General features: G+C 37.0%; 18 protein-coding genes. 6 read left to right on the top strand and 12 right to left on the bottom strand.

Annotated features, from left to right (window positions below):
* Positions 1–8 precede the first annotated feature (8 nt).
* A complete protein-coding gene (infC, locus tag DYQ05_RS12070) occupies positions 9–536 on the bottom strand; it encodes a translation initiation factor IF-3 (protein WP_020966309.1) in 528 nt (175 codons plus the stop codon).
* A 315-nt stretch (positions 537–851) separates the two neighbouring features.
* Between infC and DYQ05_RS12065 the strand changes: the two genes are divergently transcribed.
* Positions 852–1,841 (top strand): septal ring lytic transglycosylase RlpA family protein, encoded by a 990-nt coding sequence (locus DYQ05_RS12065; RefSeq protein ID WP_029409722.1) that lies wholly within the window; start codon positions 852–854, stop codon positions 1,839–1,841.
* Between the two features lie 87 nt (positions 1,842–1,928).
* On the opposite strand, the gene ispH is transcribed toward DYQ05_RS12065, so the two are convergent.
* Both ispH and alr read right to left on the bottom strand, forming a co-directional pair.
* Positions 1,929–2,876, bottom strand: a complete 948-nt coding sequence (gene ispH / locus DYQ05_RS12060; protein WP_024467163.1) for a 4-hydroxy-3-methylbut-2-enyl diphosphate reductase — start codon at positions 2,874–2,876, stop codon at positions 1,929–1,931.
* Positions 2,877–2,892: 16 nt separating this feature from the next.
* The gene (gene alr, locus DYQ05_RS12055) at positions 2,893–4,032 is read right to left on the bottom strand and encodes an alanine racemase (protein WP_020966306.1); all 1,140 of its coding nucleotides are present in this window, start codon (positions 4,030–4,032) and stop codon (positions 2,893–2,895) included.
* A 102-nt stretch (positions 4,033–4,134) separates the two neighbouring features.
* Between alr and DYQ05_RS12050 the strand changes: the two genes are divergently transcribed.
* The 3 genes from DYQ05_RS12050 to DYQ05_RS12040 all read left to right on the top strand — a co-directional run bounded on the left by DYQ05_RS12050 (position 4,135) and on the right by DYQ05_RS12040 (position 6,637).
* Positions 4,135–5,226 (top strand): DUF7954 domain-containing protein, encoded by a 1,092-nt coding sequence (locus DYQ05_RS12050; protein ID WP_252722796.1) that lies wholly within the window; start codon positions 4,135–4,137, stop codon positions 5,224–5,226.
* A gap of 16 nt (positions 5,227–5,242) precedes the next feature.
* Positions 5,243–6,136 carry a 1-acyl-sn-glycerol-3-phosphate acyltransferase gene (locus DYQ05_RS12045; RefSeq protein ID WP_024465533.1) on the top strand — a complete coding sequence of 298 codons (894 nt, stop codon included), beginning with the start codon at positions 5,243–5,245 and terminating at the stop codon, positions 6,134–6,136.
* A gap of 105 nt (positions 6,137–6,241) precedes the next feature.
* Positions 6,242–6,637, top strand: a complete 396-nt coding sequence (locus DYQ05_RS12040) for an acyl-CoA thioesterase (protein ID WP_024465532.1) — start codon at positions 6,242–6,244, stop codon at positions 6,635–6,637.
* Between the two features lie 77 nt (positions 6,638–6,714).
* Here DYQ05_RS12040 and DYQ05_RS12035 read toward each other — a convergent pair whose 3' ends face one another.
* The 6 genes from DYQ05_RS12035 to DYQ05_RS12010 form a co-directional block, all read right to left on the bottom strand.
* Positions 6,715–9,636: a FlgD immunoglobulin-like domain containing protein gene (locus tag DYQ05_RS12035; RefSeq protein ID WP_206183506.1), complete on the bottom strand. Its 2,922-nt coding sequence runs from the start codon at positions 9,634–9,636 to the stop codon at positions 6,715–6,717.
* A 224-nt stretch (positions 9,637–9,860) separates the two neighbouring features.
* Positions 9,861–10,565: a potassium channel family protein gene (locus DYQ05_RS12030; RefSeq protein ID WP_206183505.1), complete on the bottom strand. Its 705-nt coding sequence runs from the start codon at positions 10,563–10,565 to the stop codon at positions 9,861–9,863.
* A 15-nt stretch (positions 10,566–10,580) separates the two neighbouring features.
* Positions 10,581–11,885 carry a TrkH family potassium uptake protein gene (locus DYQ05_RS12025; RefSeq protein ID WP_264080172.1) on the bottom strand — a complete coding sequence of 435 codons (1,305 nt, stop codon included), beginning with the start codon at positions 11,883–11,885 and terminating at the stop codon, positions 10,581–10,583.
* 494 nt (positions 11,886–12,379) lie between these two features.
* On the bottom strand, positions 12,380–13,183 hold the full coding sequence (gene purQ, locus DYQ05_RS12020; protein WP_024467168.1) for a phosphoribosylformylglycinamidine synthase I: 804 nt from the start codon (positions 13,181–13,183) through the stop codon (positions 12,380–12,382).
* Between the two features lie 33 nt (positions 13,184–13,216).
* Positions 13,217–13,921 (bottom strand): late competence development ComFB family protein, encoded by a 705-nt coding sequence (locus DYQ05_RS12015; RefSeq protein ID WP_024465177.1) that lies wholly within the window; start codon positions 13,919–13,921, stop codon positions 13,217–13,219.
* Between the two features lie 15 nt (positions 13,922–13,936).
* Positions 13,937–15,235, bottom strand: coding sequence for an HD domain-containing protein (locus tag DYQ05_RS12010; protein ID WP_206183504.1), 1,299 nt, complete (start codon positions 15,233–15,235; stop codon positions 13,937–13,939).
* 209 nt (positions 15,236–15,444) lie between these two features.
* Between DYQ05_RS12010 and DYQ05_RS12005 the strand changes: the two genes are divergently transcribed.
* Together DYQ05_RS12005 and DYQ05_RS12000 are read left to right on the top strand one after the other, a co-directional pair.
* Positions 15,445–16,191, top strand: coding sequence for a flagellar filament outer layer protein FlaA (locus DYQ05_RS12005; protein WP_024465179.1), 747 nt, complete (start codon positions 15,445–15,447; stop codon positions 16,189–16,191).
* Positions 16,192–16,210: 19 nt separating this feature from the next.
* Positions 16,211–16,966 carry a flagellar filament outer layer protein FlaA gene (locus DYQ05_RS12000; RefSeq protein ID WP_020966294.1) on the top strand — a complete coding sequence of 252 codons (756 nt, stop codon included), beginning with the start codon at positions 16,211–16,213 and terminating at the stop codon, positions 16,964–16,966.
* A gap of 78 nt (positions 16,967–17,044) precedes the next feature.
* Here the strand turns inward: DYQ05_RS12000 and DYQ05_RS11995 are convergent, their stop codons facing one another.
* From DYQ05_RS11995 to pcnB, 3 genes are read right to left on the bottom strand one after another with little or no spacing between them, the layout of a single operon-like run.
* Positions 17,045–17,728, bottom strand: coding sequence for a DUF8091 domain-containing protein (locus DYQ05_RS11995; RefSeq protein ID WP_024467171.1), 684 nt, complete (start codon positions 17,726–17,728; stop codon positions 17,045–17,047).
* Positions 17,729–17,971: a hypothetical protein gene (locus DYQ05_RS11990; RefSeq protein WP_029410378.1), complete on the bottom strand. Its 243-nt coding sequence runs from the start codon at positions 17,969–17,971 to the stop codon at positions 17,729–17,731.
* Positions 17,968–19,095, bottom strand: coding sequence for a polynucleotide adenylyltransferase PcnB (pcnB, locus tag DYQ05_RS11985; protein WP_024467172.1), 1,128 nt, complete (start codon positions 19,093–19,095; stop codon positions 17,968–17,970). The genes DYQ05_RS11990 and pcnB overlap by 4 nt, the downstream gene beginning before the upstream one ends.
* Positions 19,096–19,154 lie beyond the last annotated feature (59 nt).

Below are 19,154 nucleotides of genomic sequence, written 5' to 3'. Positions count from 1 at the left end.
TATAACTCTTATTTTTTCGGTTTGGGACTTAATGTCATAGACATTGTACGTCCTTCCATGGCAGGCTTTTTTTCTAAGGCATAAGCTTCTTCACCGCCTACCATTTCCAAAACCTTGTTTAAAACTTCGTAACCCAGCTCTGTATGAGCCAATTCGCGTCCCCAAAAACGCACGGTTACTTTAACCTTATCTCCGCCGTCAAGGAATTTTTTAATATGTGCAGATTTAAATTCAAGGTCGTGAGCATGTATTTTAGGCTGCATTCTGATTTCCCGTAATAACTGCTGTTTTTGCGTTTTCTTGGAGTCACGGAGCTTTTTCTCCATTTGAAAACGGTATTTACCATAATCGATTATTTTGCAAACCGGAGGTTTAGCAGTCGGTGCCACTTCAACAAGGTCAAGCCCGGCATCCGCCGCCATTTTCATAGCTTCAAGTGTGGGAACAATACCTGCCTGTTCTCCGTCACTGCCTATTAACCTAACCTCTCTTACGCGAATTTGTCCGTTTATCCGCAAACCCTTTATTTCAGCCAACGATTCTCCTCTGCACTTTTCCTAATGTGCGTTTAATAAAATTTCGTACTAGTATAGTTAAAAACGAAAAATAGTCAAGAGGTTTTATTTTTATAGAAAATACGGGCCGTATTAAAATAGCTTATGGCGAAAAAGTTTTCCTCTTTTATATAAATATTTTATACAAATAAATGGTATAAATTAAGTGATTTTATCTTAAATGATTAGCTGTTTTTATTCTAATGTTATTTTTATTTATTCCGATATTTATTGTATATGTAAACTTTTAAAACTTAATTTTTTAGAGTTTTTATATTGAGATTTCGGGAGGAATGAATGAAAAAAATTATATTGATGCTTATTACTCTTGCCTGTTTTACAGGTCTTATGTATGCTCAAGGAGAAGTAATTAATGCCGAGACTTATGCTTCGTATTACGGAGAGGCTTTTCATGGAAGGCAAACGGCAAACGGTGAAATTTTCGATATGAATGCTTATACGGCAGCTCATAAAACATTACCGTTCGGCACAATGGTAGAGGTAACGAATCTTGAAAACGGTAAAAAAGTAGTTGTAAGAATTAACGACCGCGGTCCCTTTGTAGGTAATAGGGAAATAGATATATCTAAGGCGGCCGCAGCGGCTTTGGATATGCTTTCAAGAGGAGTAACGCGGGTTTCTCTTAGAAAAATAGATACTAACGATAAAGCCGCTTTCGGTGTTTCCGGTACGGCGGGAGGTATGCAGTCCGCTTCTCAGTCCCAAACTTCGCAATATCAGCAAGCTCAGAATTCACAATACGGTTCACAAGGGGTCGTTCAGGGACAACAATACCCCGGTCAGACTCCGCAGTACGGTGCGCAACAGACCCAAGGTCAGCAATATAATTCTCAGCAGTACCAAGGCTCGCAGGAAACCGCGCAATATCAGCCTCCGCGAATGCAAGACCCGCAGTACGGCTCACAGTCTCAGTACGGCTCTCAATACGGGCAGAGTCAAAGTCAATACGGTTCGCAGTACCAGCCTGTACAAACAATGCCGCAATATCAGCAGCCGCAGCGTGAGCTTGTATATATTCCGACAACTCCCGCCGAAACAAGCGGAGAGCTTTGGAGAATTCAGCTCGGTTCCTTTGCACGCGAAGAAAATGCTATGAGGCTTATTGTGCAGCTTCGTAAAATAGGATTTGAACCGGCTTATGAAAAAACCGAAACGCATATTCGTGTTGTTTTATACGGAATACGCCCCTACGATTTGGAAAAGGTAAAAGATGTGCTGAAAACTCATAATTTTAAAGACTATGTTTTAAAACAGGAAAATTGGTAAACCTCCTATAAATAGATTTGCCCGGGCGGCAGCGATGCAGCTCGGGCTTTTTTTTACCCGGAATAAATTTAATATCTAGCGGGAGTGTTATAATTTTACTTTTTCAGTTTTTCCCGTTAAAATACTTTCTATTTCTTCTATTACAAAATCCGGAGTTGAAGCTCCTGCTGTAATGCCCACAGAACCGTAATTAAAAATTTCTTTCGGCAGTTCTTTTGCATTTTCCACTAACCATGCAGGTTTTTTTAAATCGATGGCCGTTTGTAAAAGTCTTTTCGTATTTGCCGAATTTTTTCCGCCTATTACTAAAATCGCTTCCGTTTCCGAAGCGAGTTCTTTTAAAGCCTCTTGGCGTTCCGAAGTGGCCGGGCAAATTGTATTAAGCACTATTAAATCAGGGAGCCTCATTTTTAAAATTTGTGCAATTGCATCGTATTCGGATTGTTTGATTGTAGTTTGTGCTATTAAAACGGCTCGCGTCAGATTTCCTTTTAAATCGGGTAAATTTACGGATTTTGCTTCTTCCGCATTTTGAACAATAATACAGGCGGAGCGGGTTTCGGAATAAACATAACCTGCAATACCGATAAGTTCACCGTGATTTTTATCGCCGGCCAAAATTATTAAAGAGTCTTTTGCATATTTTTTTGCTCTTGTCTGGCTTGAAACTACGCGCGGGCAAGTCGCATCTATTACTTCCGCTCCCGCCTTTTTTATTTTGCGTAATTGTTCCGGCGAAACTCCGTGTGCCCTGATTACAACCTTTGTATTGCCGTAATCTTCATCGTCTGAAAATTTTTCAGGTTCGATAAAATCAATTCCGTTTCGGGCTAAATATTCAAGTGTTGCAGGATTATGAATTAAGGGGCCGAAAGTAAAAACTTTAGAATATGTTTTTTTATTTTCGGTTTCCGTAAATTGCCTTCTCTTAAGCGGAAGACCGTTATCCGAAATACCTGCGGCGTTTAAAACCGAATCGACTGCACGGCGAACTCCCATACAATAACCTAAAACTTTTGCACGTTTTACAATCACAGTTTTTAAACCTCCGCTATTGAATGGTTTCATCTATAAAAATGCGCGGTACTCTTTTATTTATTCCGCAGGTAAGTTCATAGGGAATTGTTCCGGCCATTTTTGCCAAAGAGCTTGCGGAATTATTTTGCGTTTCTTTTGATGAAGAGCCGAAGATACAAACTTCGTCCCATCGCTGTACCCACGGTGTAGGCCCTAAATCTATCATACATTGGTCCATACAAATCCTTCCGATAACGGGAAAAAATTCCTTTCCGATTCTTACCTTTAAACCCGGTGAAAGAGAGCGGATTAAACCGTCCGCATAACCTATAGGAAGAGTGGCAATATAAGTTGCGTTTTCCGCAGTCCAGCGGCGGTCGTAAGAAACCGTAGTTCCCGGTTCAATTTTTTTAATCAGAACAACTTGGGTTACAAGCTCCATAACGGGTTTTAAATTTATAAGTCCTTTTAAGTTTTCCGAAGGCGGATAACCGTAAGCGAGTATTCCGGGTCGCACCATATCGAAATGAGCTTCCGGATATTGTAAAACGGCTCCCGAATTGGCCGCATGAATTAGCCCTGCGGTAATACCCGCCTTTTTTATTTCAGTAACTGCGGTTTTAAAAAGAGAGATTTGTTTTTTCGTGTATTGAAGGTTCTCTTTTTCGGTAGAATCGGCTACTGCAAAATGAGTACAGACACCTTTTAAATTAAGATTTTCGGCACGTGCTATTTGCATTGCAAGTTTTACCGCTTCTCCGGGTGTACAGCCTATACGAGTCATTCCCGTATCGATTTTAAGATGAACTCCGGCCTTTTTATTCATCGCCGAGGCGGCGCGGTTAAGTTCGTTGATAAATTCTTCGTCTATTACTAAGGGTTGAATATCGTATTCCAAAAGCTGCGGTATTTCTTCAAGTACGGGAAGGCTTAACGAAATGACGGGTGCCACTATTCCCGCTTCACGCAGTTCCACGGCTTCCTGTATTGAAGCTACGGCAAGGTAAGAAACTCCTGCCCGTATAGCCGCAACGGCAACTCTGACGGCGCCGTGTCCGTAAGCGTCCGCTTTTACAGGTAAGCAAATTTGCGTACCGTTTTTCAGTTTTTTTCTTATTTGTTCAATATTATATTGTAAATTATCCAAATGGATTATTGCCCGCGTTGCTCTCATAACTTTTAAAGATTGTATACACTTATGAAAAAATTTTCAAGAAGGGAAAGCCGAGTGTTAAAATAAGCCGTTTGTTGTTTTAAGCGGAGTTTTCCGTTTATTATGCAATCTGAATATAGTTTAAAAAATTACATAAAACTGCTTGACCAAAGTTTAAATTTAATCAATAATGGAATAATGAAAAAAGCTTTTATATTTTTCTGTTTTTTTGCTTTTGCTTTAACACATGTTTACACATATGAAAATGAAACAAATTGGAGCGGAACGCAGTCCGGCGATTATGTAATTTACCGCGATTATTCGTGGAAAGAACCTTCATGGATAGGTTTTTTATATTACAACGCGAATACGGTGGGAGCCTTTTTATATACCTCAGGCGGAAAAACTTTCGTAAAAATTCTTTTTTCGGGAGAAGAATCCGACGGAGAATTCGTTATTACGGGGCAAAATATAATTTCAGGTATTAACAATGATAGCGATTATGTTTATGCCGTAAATTATTTAATGGAGATTTTTCCTAAATTATATAATTGGCGTACCGAGCCTAAAAACGAAAGTCTTGTGATAAAACGTGCCTCCAAATTTATAAATGAATTGCAGTTCGGCGGCGAGAACGAAATTCGGTTTTGCTCATATATTCCGCTTTTTTATATAGAAAGTATTTTAAATAAAGAAAATATGCCTGTTTTATCATTGGAAGAAATAGGGTTGGCTCAGGAAACCGATACTTTTTTTAATTTTACTCCGCTTAAACCTTTAAACGATAAACCTTCAAAATTTAAATTGGACATAAGTGCTAAAAAAAAGACCTTTCCTACGGCATGGGGAAGCATTTCTCTTGACTCTCAATGGAAGCAGGACGCCGAAAACAGCTTTTTTTTAGAAAATGAAGCTTTTTTGGCGGTTACCGTAATAGATTTAAAAAATGTTAAAGAGAAAAAAAACGATTTACTTATAAAATATCTTTCTTCTTCCGGCAAATCCGTAAGAGTTTTGGCAGAGAAAACCGATATTTCAGGTACAAATGAAAAATTTAAGATTAAAAATCAAGTTTATGATTCCGAAACAAAAAGCATTAAGTATGCCGTAAAAAGCGTAAGATATGCCGGAGATGCAAAATATATAATTACCGTTTTAACCGTAAATAAATCCGTATATGAAAAGTATAAGGATTATTTCGATAATTTATTTTAATTGAATGGAGGGGAATATGCCTACAACATTGCTTGAATATTTTAAAGATTATTTGCCGGTTTTTGCGAAAAATACCAAAGGGGCTGTGGAAATTACCGGAGAAAACGTTTTTCAAAAGGGAAATCCCGAATTAAAAAAACTTATAGATTCCGTTATCGAGAAGGTAATGTTGCCTTCTTCGGAATTTAGGCATAAAGAAAATCTGGAAAAATTTTTCGATGCGGTAAATGCGGGGAAAAAGGGAATTATTCTTGCAGAACATTACAGTAATTTCGATTACCCTATGCTTATTTATTTAATGTCCAAGACGGGAGAAAAAGGTGCCGCTTTGGCTGAAAGATGTGTCGGTGTTGCCGGATTAAAATTGGGAGAAGATAATAAATATATTGCATCTTTTACCGAAGGTTATGATAGACTTTTTATTTATCCGAGCCGTTATATTAAAGCTATTGAAAATCCCGATGTACGTGAAATTGAAATTAAACGGAGTAAACAGATAAATATAGCTTCAATGCGGGTGTTGGAAAAATTAAAAAAAGAAGGCAGGGTTGTTGTAGTTTATCCTGCCGGTACACGTTACCGTCCGGGTCAGCCCGAAACAAAACGCGGTGTAAAAGAAATAGATTCTTATATAAAAATGTCCGATATAATGCTTTTGGTTTCGGTAAACGGAAACTGTCTTACAATTTCGGAAACGGGCAATATGGGGGACGATTTAGTTTGTGAAGACAGAATGATTCTCGACGCAAGCGCCGTTATTGATTGTACCGAATTTCGTGAAAGCATAAAGGCCGACAATATCGGACTTGAAGGCCTTGAAAAAAAACAGGCTGTCGTAGACCGTGTTATGGAAATTTTAGAGGAAATGCACGAAGAAAACGAAAAAGACAGATTAAATCCCGGCCGATAAAAGTGCGGCTTATAGGTATTTTGAAGATTCGGTAAAAACTTAAAACGGTTTCCGTTATGTTTTTTTCCGACGAATATCAAACATCGTTTTATAGGAGATTATTTAATGACACACACAAGTTATGTGGAAGTTCGCTCTTATGAGCTTGATTCTTATAACCACGTTAATAACGCAGTTTATTTAAATTATTTGGAACATGCGCGTATGGAATTTTTGCGTGCAATAGGTTTTGATTATGTAGGTCTTTTTGATGAAGGTTATATGCTTTATGTTTCGCGTATAGATATAAAGTATAAGTATTCCGCAAAACTTTATGAAAGACTTTCCATAGAGTGTACGCCGTTAAAACTCGGAAAACTTTCAGGTTCTTTTTCTCAAGTTATAAAAAACGAACAGGGGATTGTCTGTGTCGAAGCGGAAGTTACTTGGGCTTGTGTAGATAAAAACGGTAAGCCTTCAAAGGTGCCTGAAAAATATCTTGTAGAAGGAATGAAACCGTAAGGTTAATTTATACGATATTACCGTGCTAAAATGTAGCTTTAGGCAGGTTTAAAACCTGCCTTCCGCCGTTGTAAAGTTTAATCGCGCGTAATCATTACCTTTCTTGTTTCGTCAATGTCGGGGCCGGCAATTCTTATAAAATACATTCCGCGTGCAACAGAAACTCCAGAATTGTTTTTTCCGTCCCAATAATAAAAATGCGTCCCGCCGCTTTTTTGAGAACGTTCCAAAGTTTTTACTATGTTCCCGTCAAGCGTCATTACCTGTATTGTAAGGGTTCCCTTCTTTTGAACGAAAATTTGAATCGAGGTTTTTTCACCTTTGTCGGGATTTATTACATTGTTAAAAATTGAAACCCCTCCGCGCTGGTGCCTGACGCCTATAACAACGAATTTCCATACATCAAAAGACAAAATGTCGGAAGGATTTTTTAGTCTTGCACAGGGTAGCCACCCGTCATACAAAAACATAAACTGCGCTGTGCCGCCTTCTTTAAAATTGGAATCCGTATCGACTACCGTAAATTTTATTTTACCGCCTTCGCTTTCTCCGGAGTAGTCGCTGAAACTTTTAATTCTACTTGCTCCTATAATTCCGTCCGCCGGCACTTGTGCCGAAGGGGGATACCAAAAGCCTGGGTTATCAACGCTTAAATAAAGTTTTACGTTATTTGATGTACCTGCAAGAGCCGTTACTATCATTGTGTTTAATTTGGGCAAATCTTTTTCTCCTGAAAAATCACGGATTGTTCTTGAGTTGGCTGCAAATAAAACGTTCGTAAGGCCTATGCCCACATCGGAGATGTTAGATTTACTATAATCTTTATCAAAATGAGATATTTTTACAGTTAACCCTTTTTGTAAAATTTGATTTGCCGATATGTTTTTATCTAAGGTGTATTTCCAAACGGCGAACGTTCCTTTTCTGGTATATAGGACAGATGAGGTACTGCTTGCAATAGTTGAGCCGCCGTTTTTTATTTCCAATTTTGAGTGTGTAAATTCGTTTTCTTCCGTGTCCCGGCTAAAAACTATATAAAGTTCGTTACCGTTTACCCGCATAAAAGAGTTTTTAAACTCGAAGGTGTCGACAAAGACCCAGCCGTTTTTGTTTGTTTGTTTTCCGTCATTGTCTTCGCTATCTTTAAGTTTATAATATTTAGCGAAGTCGCCTTCGTTTATTTTTATGTTGTCGGTATATACTTTTAAATATTGCCCGTTATTATCTTGGGAATTATCAAGATAAACGGCTGCATTGTTGCTTCCGTATACCGTAAGCTTGTTTGAAGAGCTTCCTGATAACGTTAAATTTCCCGTTACTTTTATTTTATTGCTGAAGTGCAGCGTTTTACCGCCTTGATTACTGCAAGTTAAATTTCGGAACGAAGTTTTATTTTGTTCCGTAGAGCCCGTTACGGTTATTGTGCTGCTTGAGGGATCCAAAATAACATCACCAGTTGAAGTGAATGTGCCGAGGTTTTTTAATTCGGATTTTACAGTTATTTTTTTATTTGCAGTTAAAGTACTGTTATAGTAAACAGTAATATTTGTCGCTTGTAATTCTGAATTTAATGTTGCGGCTCCTGTTATCTTAAACGTATTTTTTACTTTAATAGCTGTAGGAGGGTTTTCAGAAGTTACGTCTGTATCCCCGCTTCTATTTATCGTTAAATTTTTAAAGCCTCCGTTATAAGTTTCCGCATCATGAAGCTCCAAGTTTCCGCTGCCGTTAATTTCAACGGTAGAGCCTTCTTTAAGAGTTATTTTGTTGGGCGATTGCTTAAACCAGTTTTTTTGGTCAGAAGTATATTCCAGTTTTAGTGTACCTGAAATATCCATTTCGGATTTACCTGAAGCTGCGGAAATTATTTCCCTGTCTAAACCGAGATAACTGCCGCTTTCTAAGGTTACTTTTGCCGTCTTTGCATTAGATGAGTTTGTGAGTTTCGGACAACGACGCTCGGGTAAATTGCCTGGAATTTTAACATTGTCCTGTTGTGAAGGCACTGCTCCCAAGTCCCAGTTTTTCGGGTTTTCCCACTTGGTAGGTTCGGAGCTGTCACTTCCCGTCCATTCCAAATTTACAGGCGAAAACTTCCACCCGCTTACAGGTGTTTCATTGTCAGGCCGCTTGCCGTCTTTTTGTTTACTGTTTTTTGCCGTAAAGTTGTTACTGCCCGTTATTTTAACCTTATCAGTATCAATTTCAAGGAAGTCTCCTTCTCCGTTACCGGTTAAAGTAATTTCGCTATGTGAGTTTCCTCCTTCTATTTTAAGAAATTTCTTTTCACCTTCCGTACCTGAAAGTTTTAAAGTCGTTTTAATTTCAATTTTTCCGTCCAGTTTAAGCGTTTTACCGCCAGCGCTTTCCATAATTAGACGACCTATTTTTGTCTTTGCTTCTGAGTTGTTTCCTTTAACGGTAATTTCCGGTCTATAAGCTGAAAGAGTTATATCTCTATTTTCTGCATTAAAAGTTCCGTCATTTATAAGACTTTCTTTAATTGTTATATCATCATTTTGTATACTGATACTTCCGTTTGTGCTTATTTTTAAGTTATAGTATTCTCCTGTGTAAATATTTGAAGTGTTGGAGGTATATTCTATAGTGGAACCGGGATTTAGTGTTAAGCTGTTATTAAGCCATATTTTTTGACTGTCAGTACCTTGTAATTTTAATGTGCCGGAATTATTTAGTTCGGTATTGTTACTGTAAGTTGTAATTTTATAATTTTTTAAGTCCAGTTCCGCATTTAATTCAATCGTTACCTTTCTTGCCTTTGTGGTATTTCCTATTACAGGCCACCTTACACAATTTGCAGGTATTGTTACTTCAGTATTATCCGTAGGGCTTCCGGAACCTAATGACCAGTTCCAATTGGAAGGGTTGTTCCAATCGGTATCGACGTTGCCTGTCCATGTTGCAAGCGTTTGAGCCTGCAATATTGCGGGTAATAAAACCGCAAAAAAGATAATCGATTTGATTTTATTTTTTTTCATTTGTCTCCAGAGTGTAAAATAAAAAAGAGATTTTATACAGTTTCCGATTATAGCAGAACAATTAAAATTCTGCAATAAGTCTGTAAAAGCGTTACAATTTATAATATTTTATATAATCAAAGGGTTTCTAATTAACCGCTCGGTTTAAAATAAAGGAAAATTCGTACTGTATATTAAGTTTACATTTTAAACCTACAGAATTTATATAAAGCCCTTATCTGTTTTTAAAAAATCTGCTTATTATTGATTTTTTTAAAATTATGTTCCGAGCGTGAACTTTGTTCGATGTATTTTTCTATATCTTTATTTTTACCTGCAACAAGAATTGTATAGTTTTTATTAAAAGTAAAATCAGGGCCGTTTATAAATTCGAATTCGTCATTTTGGTTTTCACGGTAGGCAACGACATTTAAATTATAGTTGTGCCTAAAGCCGGAATCTTTAAGCTTTTTATTTTCAAGTTCATTTAATATTTCAACTTCTGCAAGAGCGAAATCTAAAGAAAGCTGAATATAGTTAAACAATTTTTTTGATAAAAGCATAGGTGTTATATGATGAGCGGCTTCTTTTTCAGGATATATTACTTGAGCTGCTCCGGCTAAAAGTAAGAGTTCTCCATGAGAATCGGATTGAGATTCTACAATTATATTTTTTATTCCCATTTTATGTAATATATGGGTAGTCATTATAGACGGCTCTAATTTATCATCAAAATCAAGTATTGCAATATCGATATTTAGAGGAACGATTTTTTTTAAAGCCTCATCATTTATTACATCTGTGATATAGGCTTCTTTTGCTTTGCTCTTATATTTTTCTATTTTTTCTTCGTTTTTATCGACGATGATAATTTCAGAGCCCGTTTCATAAAGTTCTTCTATCATTCTTACCCCGAAGGTTCCCAGACCGATTATTACAGCTTGAAGCATATTTCCTCCATAATGTTATCCTACCATCACGGTTTCTTTAGGGTACGAAACCGTATTCAGACTGTTTTTGGATTTGTTTATTTTTAAAGCCATAGCGAACACCCCTGTTCTGCCTATGAACATTGTTAATATTATAATTATTTTTGCTGCAAAATTTAACTCTCCTGTAATTCCGCGGGAAAGACCTACAGTTGCAAATGCCGAAGTACATTCAAAAATAATGTCTATGCTTGAAAAAGTGCCGTTTGTAAGTTTTACATTCTCCGCTAATGCCAATAAAAATATTGAGCAAAAGAGGATTATAAAACTTCTGGATATTATAGTTATGGATTTATTTACTATTTGTGCCGATATTTGTCTTTTTTTGTAAATTACCGCATTGGCTTCCTCATCACCGTTAAAAGCATATAAGAAGGCAATAAAAACGGTAGTGGTTTTAACTCCGCCTGCAATGGAACCTGATGAGCCTCCTATAAACATAAATACTATATGTAACAAGGTAGACGGAGGCGCAAATTTGTTTTGCGGTAATGTTTCAAAACCTGCCGTCCGAAGCGTTATTGATTGAAAAAGAGAGTTTAATATTTTTTGCGGCAAGGGTAAATTATTAAAAGCATAATTAAATTCAAAGATAAAATTATATACCGCTCCCGTAATAATTAAAAATAAAGTCGTTAAAATAACAATCTTTGTATGCACCGATATGTATTCTTTTTTTGTATAAAAAAACGATTTTATTTTTTGTACAAGATTTGTTATTACGGCAAACCCTATACCGCCCAGTATAATAAGAATCATTATAACGGACAGTATATATTTATTTCCGGCAAATCCGCTAAGCGAATTGTTCATTGTGGAAAATCCTGCATTGCAAAAAGCTGATATTGAGATAAACAAAGCATTAAAAATAAAATTTTCGTCTTTTGCAAGATATAAACCGCACATAAGGAGTATAAATCCTATAAGCTGGATAATAAGCGTATAAGTTAGAATCCGTTTTAATATTCTGCGAGGCCGGTATTCAATATCATCGATAAAAAAATCCCTAATTAGTTTACGGTTTACTATCGATACTTTTTTTGCCGGTAATGCAATATAAAAAGAAACAAAGGTAATAATTCCCAATCCTCCGAATTCAATTAAAAGCATAATTATTATAAATCCTGTGCGTGAATAAATGTCCATAGAAAGCGTTGAAAGTCCCGTAACACAAACTGCCGAAACCGACGTAAACAATGCATCAATATAATTACATGGGATTCCGTTTTTATATGCAAAAGATTTTGAAAGTAAAAAAGAACCTATAAGTGAGAGTAAAATAAAATATAAAAAAAGAGTTATTTTTTCCGATAAAATATTTTTCTTAATTTAAAACCTCCTGATAAAATAAACAACCGCAGGAATTTTCAAATTCCGAGGATTGTTTATTTCTGCACTTTTGTAAGGAAAGCCTGAAAAAGTGCATATAATATCCGATGTTTGCCTAAAGGCAAACTCGGCAGTTAAAATTAAGCGACGTTATCTCAGGAGCTTAATTTTAACCTCCCTATAAATTCTGCAACCGCAAGAATTTTCAAATTCCGAGGATTGCAGAATTTCCGCCGTTTCGTAATGCAATGAGAAACGGCATACAATACACGGTGTTTGCCTAAAGGCAAACTCGCAGTTAAAATTAAGCGACGCTATTTCAGGAGCTTAATTTTAACCTCCATACTGAAATTATAACGCAGCAGATGTTTTTATAATACTATCTTAATATTCTTTTAACGGACGGCTTGGCTTTACATTAAAATTAAACCCGTACGGTTTTCCGCTTATTTTACATAGTCTACGCCCGCTTTCCAAAGGGAAAGACAAAGCCGTGTTTTTTGTTTTTCTTCTTCCGAATCTCTTTCACGGATAATTATATTATTTTCAGGGTGGGGCATAAGACCTAATACGTTACCTTTGGGATTGCAAATACCGGCTATATCGGATACCGAACCGTTAGGGTTAAAAGGATATTTCCCGTTTGCAGGGTTTTTACCCGTTTCGTCCGCATAAATTAGGGCAGCTTGTTTTTTTTCAAAAAGGATATCCAATGTTTCCTGCGAATCCGTTAAAAACCTTCCTTCGCCGTGGGCTATCGGGCAGGTTATGTTTCCTTTTAAATCCCTTGTCCAAATGCAAACCGATTTTTGAGGAATCATTGTAGTAAATCGGCACTCAAATCTGCCTTGTTTATTGTTTGTTAAAGTAGCCTTCCTGTTTTTATAACCGTCTTTGGCCGGTTTATCGCTTCCCGATAAGCCGCCCGGTAAGATACCGGATTTTACCAAAACTTGAAAACCGTTGCAAATTCCTATTACGGGTTTTCCTGAAAAAACGAATTCGCTTACTTCATCGAAAAAATAATGACTTAAGTCAAGTGCAAACAGTTTTCCGGCTCCAAGCGCATCGGCATACGAAAAACCTCCCGGAATTACAAGAATAGAATAATCTTTCCAGTTTTTTTCTTTTGCTTTTAGAGCGTTTATATGGACGATTTCAGGCTCCGCTCCGGCGGCTTTTAAAGCCGTACAGGCATCGCCGTCTCTATTTGTTCCCGCCGCATGTAAAACTAAGGCTTTAGGTTTCATTTTACAATTTCCTTAAGTACGGATTTTTTTAATTTAAATATTTTCATCGGATTCTGCAAAAAGGAATAAGTCTTTTATATCGTAGAAAAACGAAGATTCCAGCGGAGATTTTTCCTGCCCTTCGGAGGTAAGCTCCATGTTAAAAGAAATTTTAGAAGATTCAAACCCTTCTTTTTCCGCCGTTATCGAAAATACGAATTGTTTTGTAATTCCTTCCTCTATTGCAGGAATGGATTTCGGACAAAATGTGAATGTGCCCGGCGTTTTATCGGAAATTGTATAAGGATTATCCCATAAAATATTTATTTGCGGTACTATGTCGTTATCCAGCTTTAAAGTTACGGTAACATTATCCATAGGTTTAAAATTGCTTCCGTTAAGAATTTTACCGCTTATTGTAGGAAAGTTAAATACTGGCGTATTTTCGCTTTTGGCCGTGATAATTTCTTCATGCGGCCTGCGTGTGGATAAAACTCTGTGCATTCCTTCTATTACAAGGGCTGTAATATCGGCCATAATCTGATTTTTTTCGCTTCCGCCGAATTTTAAAAAATGCGCAAGCCCTCTGCCGGATTTTATATAACGCGGTTTTACCCTGTTTAATACATAGCAGATAGTATCAAGTCTGCACTGCATGCAGCTGCAGGTAAGCCATTTTTCGTTATTTTTTTCAGCTTCATCAAACATCTTGTTTACTTCATTGAAAACTATATCTTCCATGACATTGTGAATAATCATATAATGCTCCTTATTTTATTCCGACTTACTGCTGCTGCACATAGAGGAATACAATATGTATTCTACTCTAAATTTAAAAATTCTGCAAGATTGTCGGGAGAACATTTTAATATTTTTTTTATAAATTTTCGGCGAAACGGCCAGTCTTATTTTCCGCAGTGCAGGTACGAATGTTCCGATAAAATCTTCCGAAAAAATAGCGGAACTTTTATTAAAAGTAGTATTTTCGTCGCGGATAAATAAGTCGGATTCAAATGAAATTTTTTCGGGAATATCTATAAGCACATCTTCCGCTTCTATTTTCTCTTTTAAAAAAGTCGAAAGTTTTTCCGCAATTAAAACCTCTTTATTTTTTCTGTCTTTTAAATCTTCCAATCCCGTATGCCGCTTATTTAACGGATTAAACGGTATTTCTACCATTATACTGAACAAAATTCCTTTCCGTAAATCTTCCGCAAGCCGCTTTTCTTTAAACTTGCATGAATCAAGTAACTTAAATATGCCTTTATCGTCCTGATGATATAGGGCTTCCGCAGAAAAAAGTTTTTGCTCAAGTCCCTCAAAAAGAGCTTTTTTCATCATTGCGGTAGCAATACGAACCTTTTTATGCCAATATACCGCTTTATACATAAGATATTTTGAAAACAATACACTCTCTACGCTGATAATAGCCTTTGAATCTATTTTTATTCCGTTTTGTTTATCCGGTAAAACTTGCGATAAGATAAAATCCGTATCCTGAATCCCGTAAGGTACGCCGCAATAAAAAGCGTCCCGGTTAAGGTAATCCAATTTATCCGGGTCGAGAACTCCCGAAAGGATTTTTTGAAAAAAGCTTGTTTCCGTATCTTTGCTTTTTTCTCCGGAAACTATTGCGGCGGCTTGTACCGCATTTCCTCCCGCTTTTTCGATAAGAGAGGAAACTGCCTTTTGTAAAATAAGTTCCGCAGTTAATTCTTCGTGTTCTTTTAAATTAAGCTCTTTTAACGAATGTGTGAACGGGAAATGTCCGGCATCGTGAAGAAGGGCTGCCGCTAAAAAAGATACGGCTCCGCTCCGGCTCACCCATTTTTCGGCGCCTTTTTGAATAAGAATCTTTAACATTTTTAACGCCGCATTGTAAACGCCTATACTGTGAGCCGCCCTAGTATGGCTCGCTCCGGGGTAAACCAATTCTGCGGGCCCGAGCTGTTTTATATTATAGAGCCGCATAAAAATTTCGGTTTTTGTTATTCCGTAAAGCTCTTCCGTCATCGGTATATTATTCCATATAGGGTCCCTAATTGTTTTAGAAAAATCGTATAATTCAAGCATAAAGTAATTGATATTCTAGCATAAATTTGGTATAATGTCGAGGAATAGTCAATTTATTTGTAAAATGACTGTAGAAATGAAATAAAGTTGCCGATAATTTAACTGCATCGTTATTTTACTTGAAAAAACCGTTATTTAGGTTTGACAAATAATGATTTTTTTAATATAATAAACGACAGAATTTTGTAACGCAACAAAAGGAGTTATAAATGAAACATGGCGGTTTAATTTTTGCGGGCATCGTTTTGGTGCTTTTGTTCGCATTTATGCCTTTAACGGCACGAGACGGATCTGTTAACTATCAGACCTATATGGTTGACGCTTTTGATGAACCCGACGGTCAGGAATGGAGTTACCATGCTGTCGGAAGTAAATTCGTTACTGAAGGCTATCCGAAAATTAAGTATTTTGACGGAATGCCTCGGGCTGTACGTGTAATGCAGGAAGAACCCGAAAAAGCAAAATTTTTAGGACTTGAGGTTAAATTTAACCGTAAGGGTGATAACTGGGTCGATATTGTTCCTACAAAAGACGGCAACCCCTATGAAATCCCGTTTAAAGGGCATATTCACCGCTTGGATATGTGGGTTTGGGGTGCAGGATATTATTACGATTTGGAAATTCTTGTCAGGGATTGTGAAGGCAGAGTTCATACTCTTCCGATGGGACTGGTTAATTTTAAAGGCTGGAATAATATGCATGTTACGGTTCCTACAAATATACCCCAGTCGTCCAAGTATTTGGGCAATAAAAAACACCTTTCGTTTGTGGCTTTCAGAATAAGAACAAGACCCAGTGAAAGAGTTGATGAGTTTAAAATTTTCTTTGACCAGTTTAAAGCTCTTACGGATGCGTTTATGGATTCTTTTGACGGCTATGAATTGTATGAATCCGATTTTAACGGAGACAAGGACGGCGGTGAAAACAACGGCGGCAGCGATGCCGAAGGTAAATAACTCGTAGGAGGGGATTAACATGAAAAAGCATTTTGCTGTAATTTTGTTTTTAACTGGAATCGTGTTTTTCGGATTTGCTCAGGAAGAAGCAAATACCAATGACGATAATAAATTTTCTACTATTGATGCTGCAGACCCTACAAGAGTGGGAATCGATACTGCTGAGCAGAGGATTAAAGAAGTTTCCATCGATAAGTTTGAAACCGAAGGTACATGGAATTCGAAGATATCCGCTGATGAAGGCGTAATTAAAGCCAGATTATTTAATGGAAATCCTAAGAATAAAAAAGCTATTCCCGCGGAAGAAGGTCTGGGATTGCCCGATTCAAAGGTTTTGGGTGTAAAGGTTTCTTACTATAGACGAGGTTATAACTCCTTTGAAGTACATGCTACAAAGCCTCTTCCTGTAGAAGGTATTGCAAAAACCGCCAGCGTTTGGGTTGTAGGAAGAAGCTATCCTCACGTTTTAAAACTTCTTGTTGAAGATTATTGGGGAAAACGATTTGAGCTTTATGTAGGAAAGTTAAATCATTCCGGCTGGAAGCTGATGACAGTTGCAATTCCTCCGCAGAATTCGGCAGGAAAAACGGGGATTATCCAAAAGGACTATCACTACGGAACAAGTATGGGTTTAAAGATTGTAGGTTTCCGTATTGAATGCGACCCTGAAGAAGCGTACGGACATTACTATATCTATTTCGATGACCTCCGTGTTGTGAGCGATTTATACGAAGTTGATATGCGTGATGAAGACGATATGAACGATAACTGGTAAAATTTAAATCCGTTATACATAAATTATCCGGAAACGGATTAAAAATAGTTTATATTTTAAAACCCTTTAAGGAAATTCTTAAAGGGTTTTTTTATACAATGTAAACCTGTCTTTTTTCCCTACAGGTATAATAAATCCGCATTTTTTAAAAAACCAGGAAGTGTACGAAGCATATTTTCCGGCTCCGATTTTTATTAAATCTTTATTGGTAAATTCCTCGGGAATTTTTTTTAAAATAGGTGTACAAATTGAAGAAAGGCTTTTAAATTCTTCAATATCGAATATTTTGGTAAGTTTTTTATTGATAATTCCGGGTCTTTCGCTTCGGCGCTTTTTACCGTCCTTTGCGGAAGCGGATTTTTCCGCCTTTATAATTTCATTTTCTATGTAAACTAGTTTTAATTTTAGTCTGCCGCTGTCGAATAAATGATATATGCCTGAAAGTTCTTTAAATATTTGAAAAAAACTTCCTTTTTTCGGGCTCTTCCTTCGGCGGATTTCATGACCGTCCTTATTTAAAACTGTTATAACGGATTTTAGAGGAATGGGATAGATTATTTCTACATTCCTTAACGGTAAAAATTTTTCCAGCTTTACACGTAAAGCCGCCAAATTTGAAGTTTGAATTTCTATAACCTTACCGTTTTTGCATAAAATATCGCAAATGCTTCCCATAAGGGGCTGTTCGGTTTTTCCTCCCTTCGGACAAAAAAACTCTTTTAATTGTTTGTGCAAATCCGTTTCATTATAAGTATTTATCATTTAATATGAGTAATCCAAAAGTTCTTCGGCTGTAAGCTGTTCCAAAATATAAAAGGTTCGTATAATTCCGCACTCTTGAAGGGTTCGTTTTCCCGCTACTTGATATGCAATCATTTTATTGGTAGGCAGCGGTCCGGAAATAGGATTTCCGTTTATATCTATGAGGTATCCTGCCGGAATGGAGCGGTTTATTTCCTGTTTTTCACCGTCGGGAAAGACTATGTAGTATTCATAAAGCGTCATACGGAAGCCTTTTTCTTTTTACGGCGCTTTTTTGTTGCCGTATTCGAATTTGTGTTTTGAGAAACGGAAGCGGTGCGTTCCATAGCTACCTTTATGCCTAAGTCGTTCAGACAGCTTTTAACGGCGAATTCCAATTCTCTGCGCTGAGGATTCATAGGCAAAATAAAATGCCTGCATTCGGGATATACTTGCATATAAACCTCTTGGGGAATACCCTCGGGGTTTGCAATCAGTTTTATATAGTCGAATAAAAGAGCTTTTAAACATATTCCCTGTTTGGATATATGTTTTTCGGAAAGCTTTGTATCAAGATTTTTTAAACTTTCAAAATATTCTTCTTTAAATTGTTCGGAAGAATCTATAAAAGCACAAGCCCCCGGCTGCATATACACATAGATACGATAGTGTAAAAGAATTTTTACTATGTCGAGGGAATGACCGCTGAATATGATTTTGTTTATCTCTTCCGTCATTCTTGAAGGTGAAACAAATTCCAAAAGATGCGAGTTTTTTTTGATTTGCATTTGTACGAAAAAAGGTATTTTGGAATTTGTAATAGCCGCATATTTAATTGCCCTTAGAATGCGCACGGGGTCTTCGGCAAAAATAACGGGAAGCGGTATTATCGGTTTTATTTTTTTTGCCATTATATCCTTTACGCCGCCTACATAATCTATTATAAGTTCATTTATAGGGTCATAATAAAGGGCATTTAATGTAAAATCGCGTCTGTGTACGTCTTCGTAAATTGTACCGAATTTATTACCTACCGTTCCGTCTTCCGTAGAACGGAAAGTACATACTTCATAGATTTTTTCTCCGAAAAAAACGTGTACCAGTCTGAACCTTTTACCGATAATTCTTGAGTTTCTAAAAATACGGCGTATTTTTGAAGGCTCTGCGGAAGTTGCAATATCAAAATCCTTAGGCGTTTTACCTATCAGCATATCGCGTACGGCACCGCCTACTATGTATGCTTCAAAACCTTGAGAATTTAAACGTTGAATAATTTTTACGGCTTCGGCATCTACCTTTTTACGCTCTATAGAATGTTCATTCTTTGTGTAAACCAAAGCCTGCCGAACCTGTTTTCCGTCAGCATTTTGACCGTATCTAACCAGCATTTTTAAGCTAATATTTTGCAACTAAAACGCATTTATGTCAATTACCGCCCGCACGTTTT

It is taken from the genome of Treponema pedis (assembly GCF_017161325.1).
Lineage (GTDB): Bacteria > Spirochaetota > Spirochaetia > Treponematales > Treponemataceae > Treponema_B > Treponema_B pedis.
This window is presented reverse-complemented; position numbering and strand designations above follow the sequence as displayed.

Coding starts and splice junctions, on each gene's coding strand:
- DYQ05_RS12065 (WP_029409722.1), top strand. CDS start 852: ATGAAAAAAATTATATTGATGCTTATTACTCTTGCCTGTTTTACAGGT.
- alr (WP_020966306.1), bottom strand. CDS start 4,032: ATGAGAGCAACGCGGGCAATAATCCATTTGGATAATTTACAATATAAT.
- DYQ05_RS12050 (WP_252722796.1), top strand. CDS start 4,135: ATGCAATCTGAATATAGTTTAAAAAATTACATAAAACTGCTTGACCAA.
- DYQ05_RS12045 (WP_024465533.1), top strand. CDS start 5,243: ATGCCTACAACATTGCTTGAATATTTTAAAGATTATTTGCCGGTTTTT.
- DYQ05_RS12040 (WP_024465532.1), top strand. CDS start 6,242: ATGACACACACAAGTTATGTGGAAGTTCGCTCTTATGAGCTTGATTCT.
- DYQ05_RS12035 (WP_206183506.1), bottom strand. CDS start 9,636: ATGAAAAAAAATAAAATCAAATCGATTATCTTTTTTGCGGTTTTATTA.
- DYQ05_RS12030 (WP_206183505.1), bottom strand. CDS start 10,565: ATGCTTCAAGCTGTAATAATCGGTCTGGGAACCTTCGGGGTAAGAATG.
- purQ (WP_024467168.1), bottom strand. CDS start 13,183: ATGAAACCTAAAGCCTTAGTTTTACATGCGGCGGGAACAAATAGAGAC.
- DYQ05_RS12015 (WP_024465177.1), bottom strand. CDS start 13,921: ATGATTATTCACAATGTCATGGAAGATATAGTTTTCAATGAAGTAAAC.
- DYQ05_RS12010 (WP_206183504.1), bottom strand. CDS start 15,235: ATGCTTGAATTATACGATTTTTCTAAAACAATTAGGGACCCTATATGG.
- DYQ05_RS12005 (WP_024465179.1), top strand. CDS start 15,445: ATGAAACATGGCGGTTTAATTTTTGCGGGCATCGTTTTGGTGCTTTTG.
- DYQ05_RS12000 (WP_020966294.1), top strand. CDS start 16,211: ATGAAAAAGCATTTTGCTGTAATTTTGTTTTTAACTGGAATCGTGTTT.
- DYQ05_RS11995 (WP_024467171.1), bottom strand. CDS start 17,728: ATGATAAATACTTATAATGAAACGGATTTGCACAAACAATTAAAAGAG.
- DYQ05_RS11990 (WP_029410378.1), bottom strand. CDS start 17,971: ATGACGCTTTATGAATACTACATAGTCTTTCCCGACGGTGAAAAACAG.
- pcnB (WP_024467172.1), bottom strand. CDS start 19,095: ATGCTGGTTAGATACGGTCAAAATGCTGACGGAAAACAGGTTCGGCAG.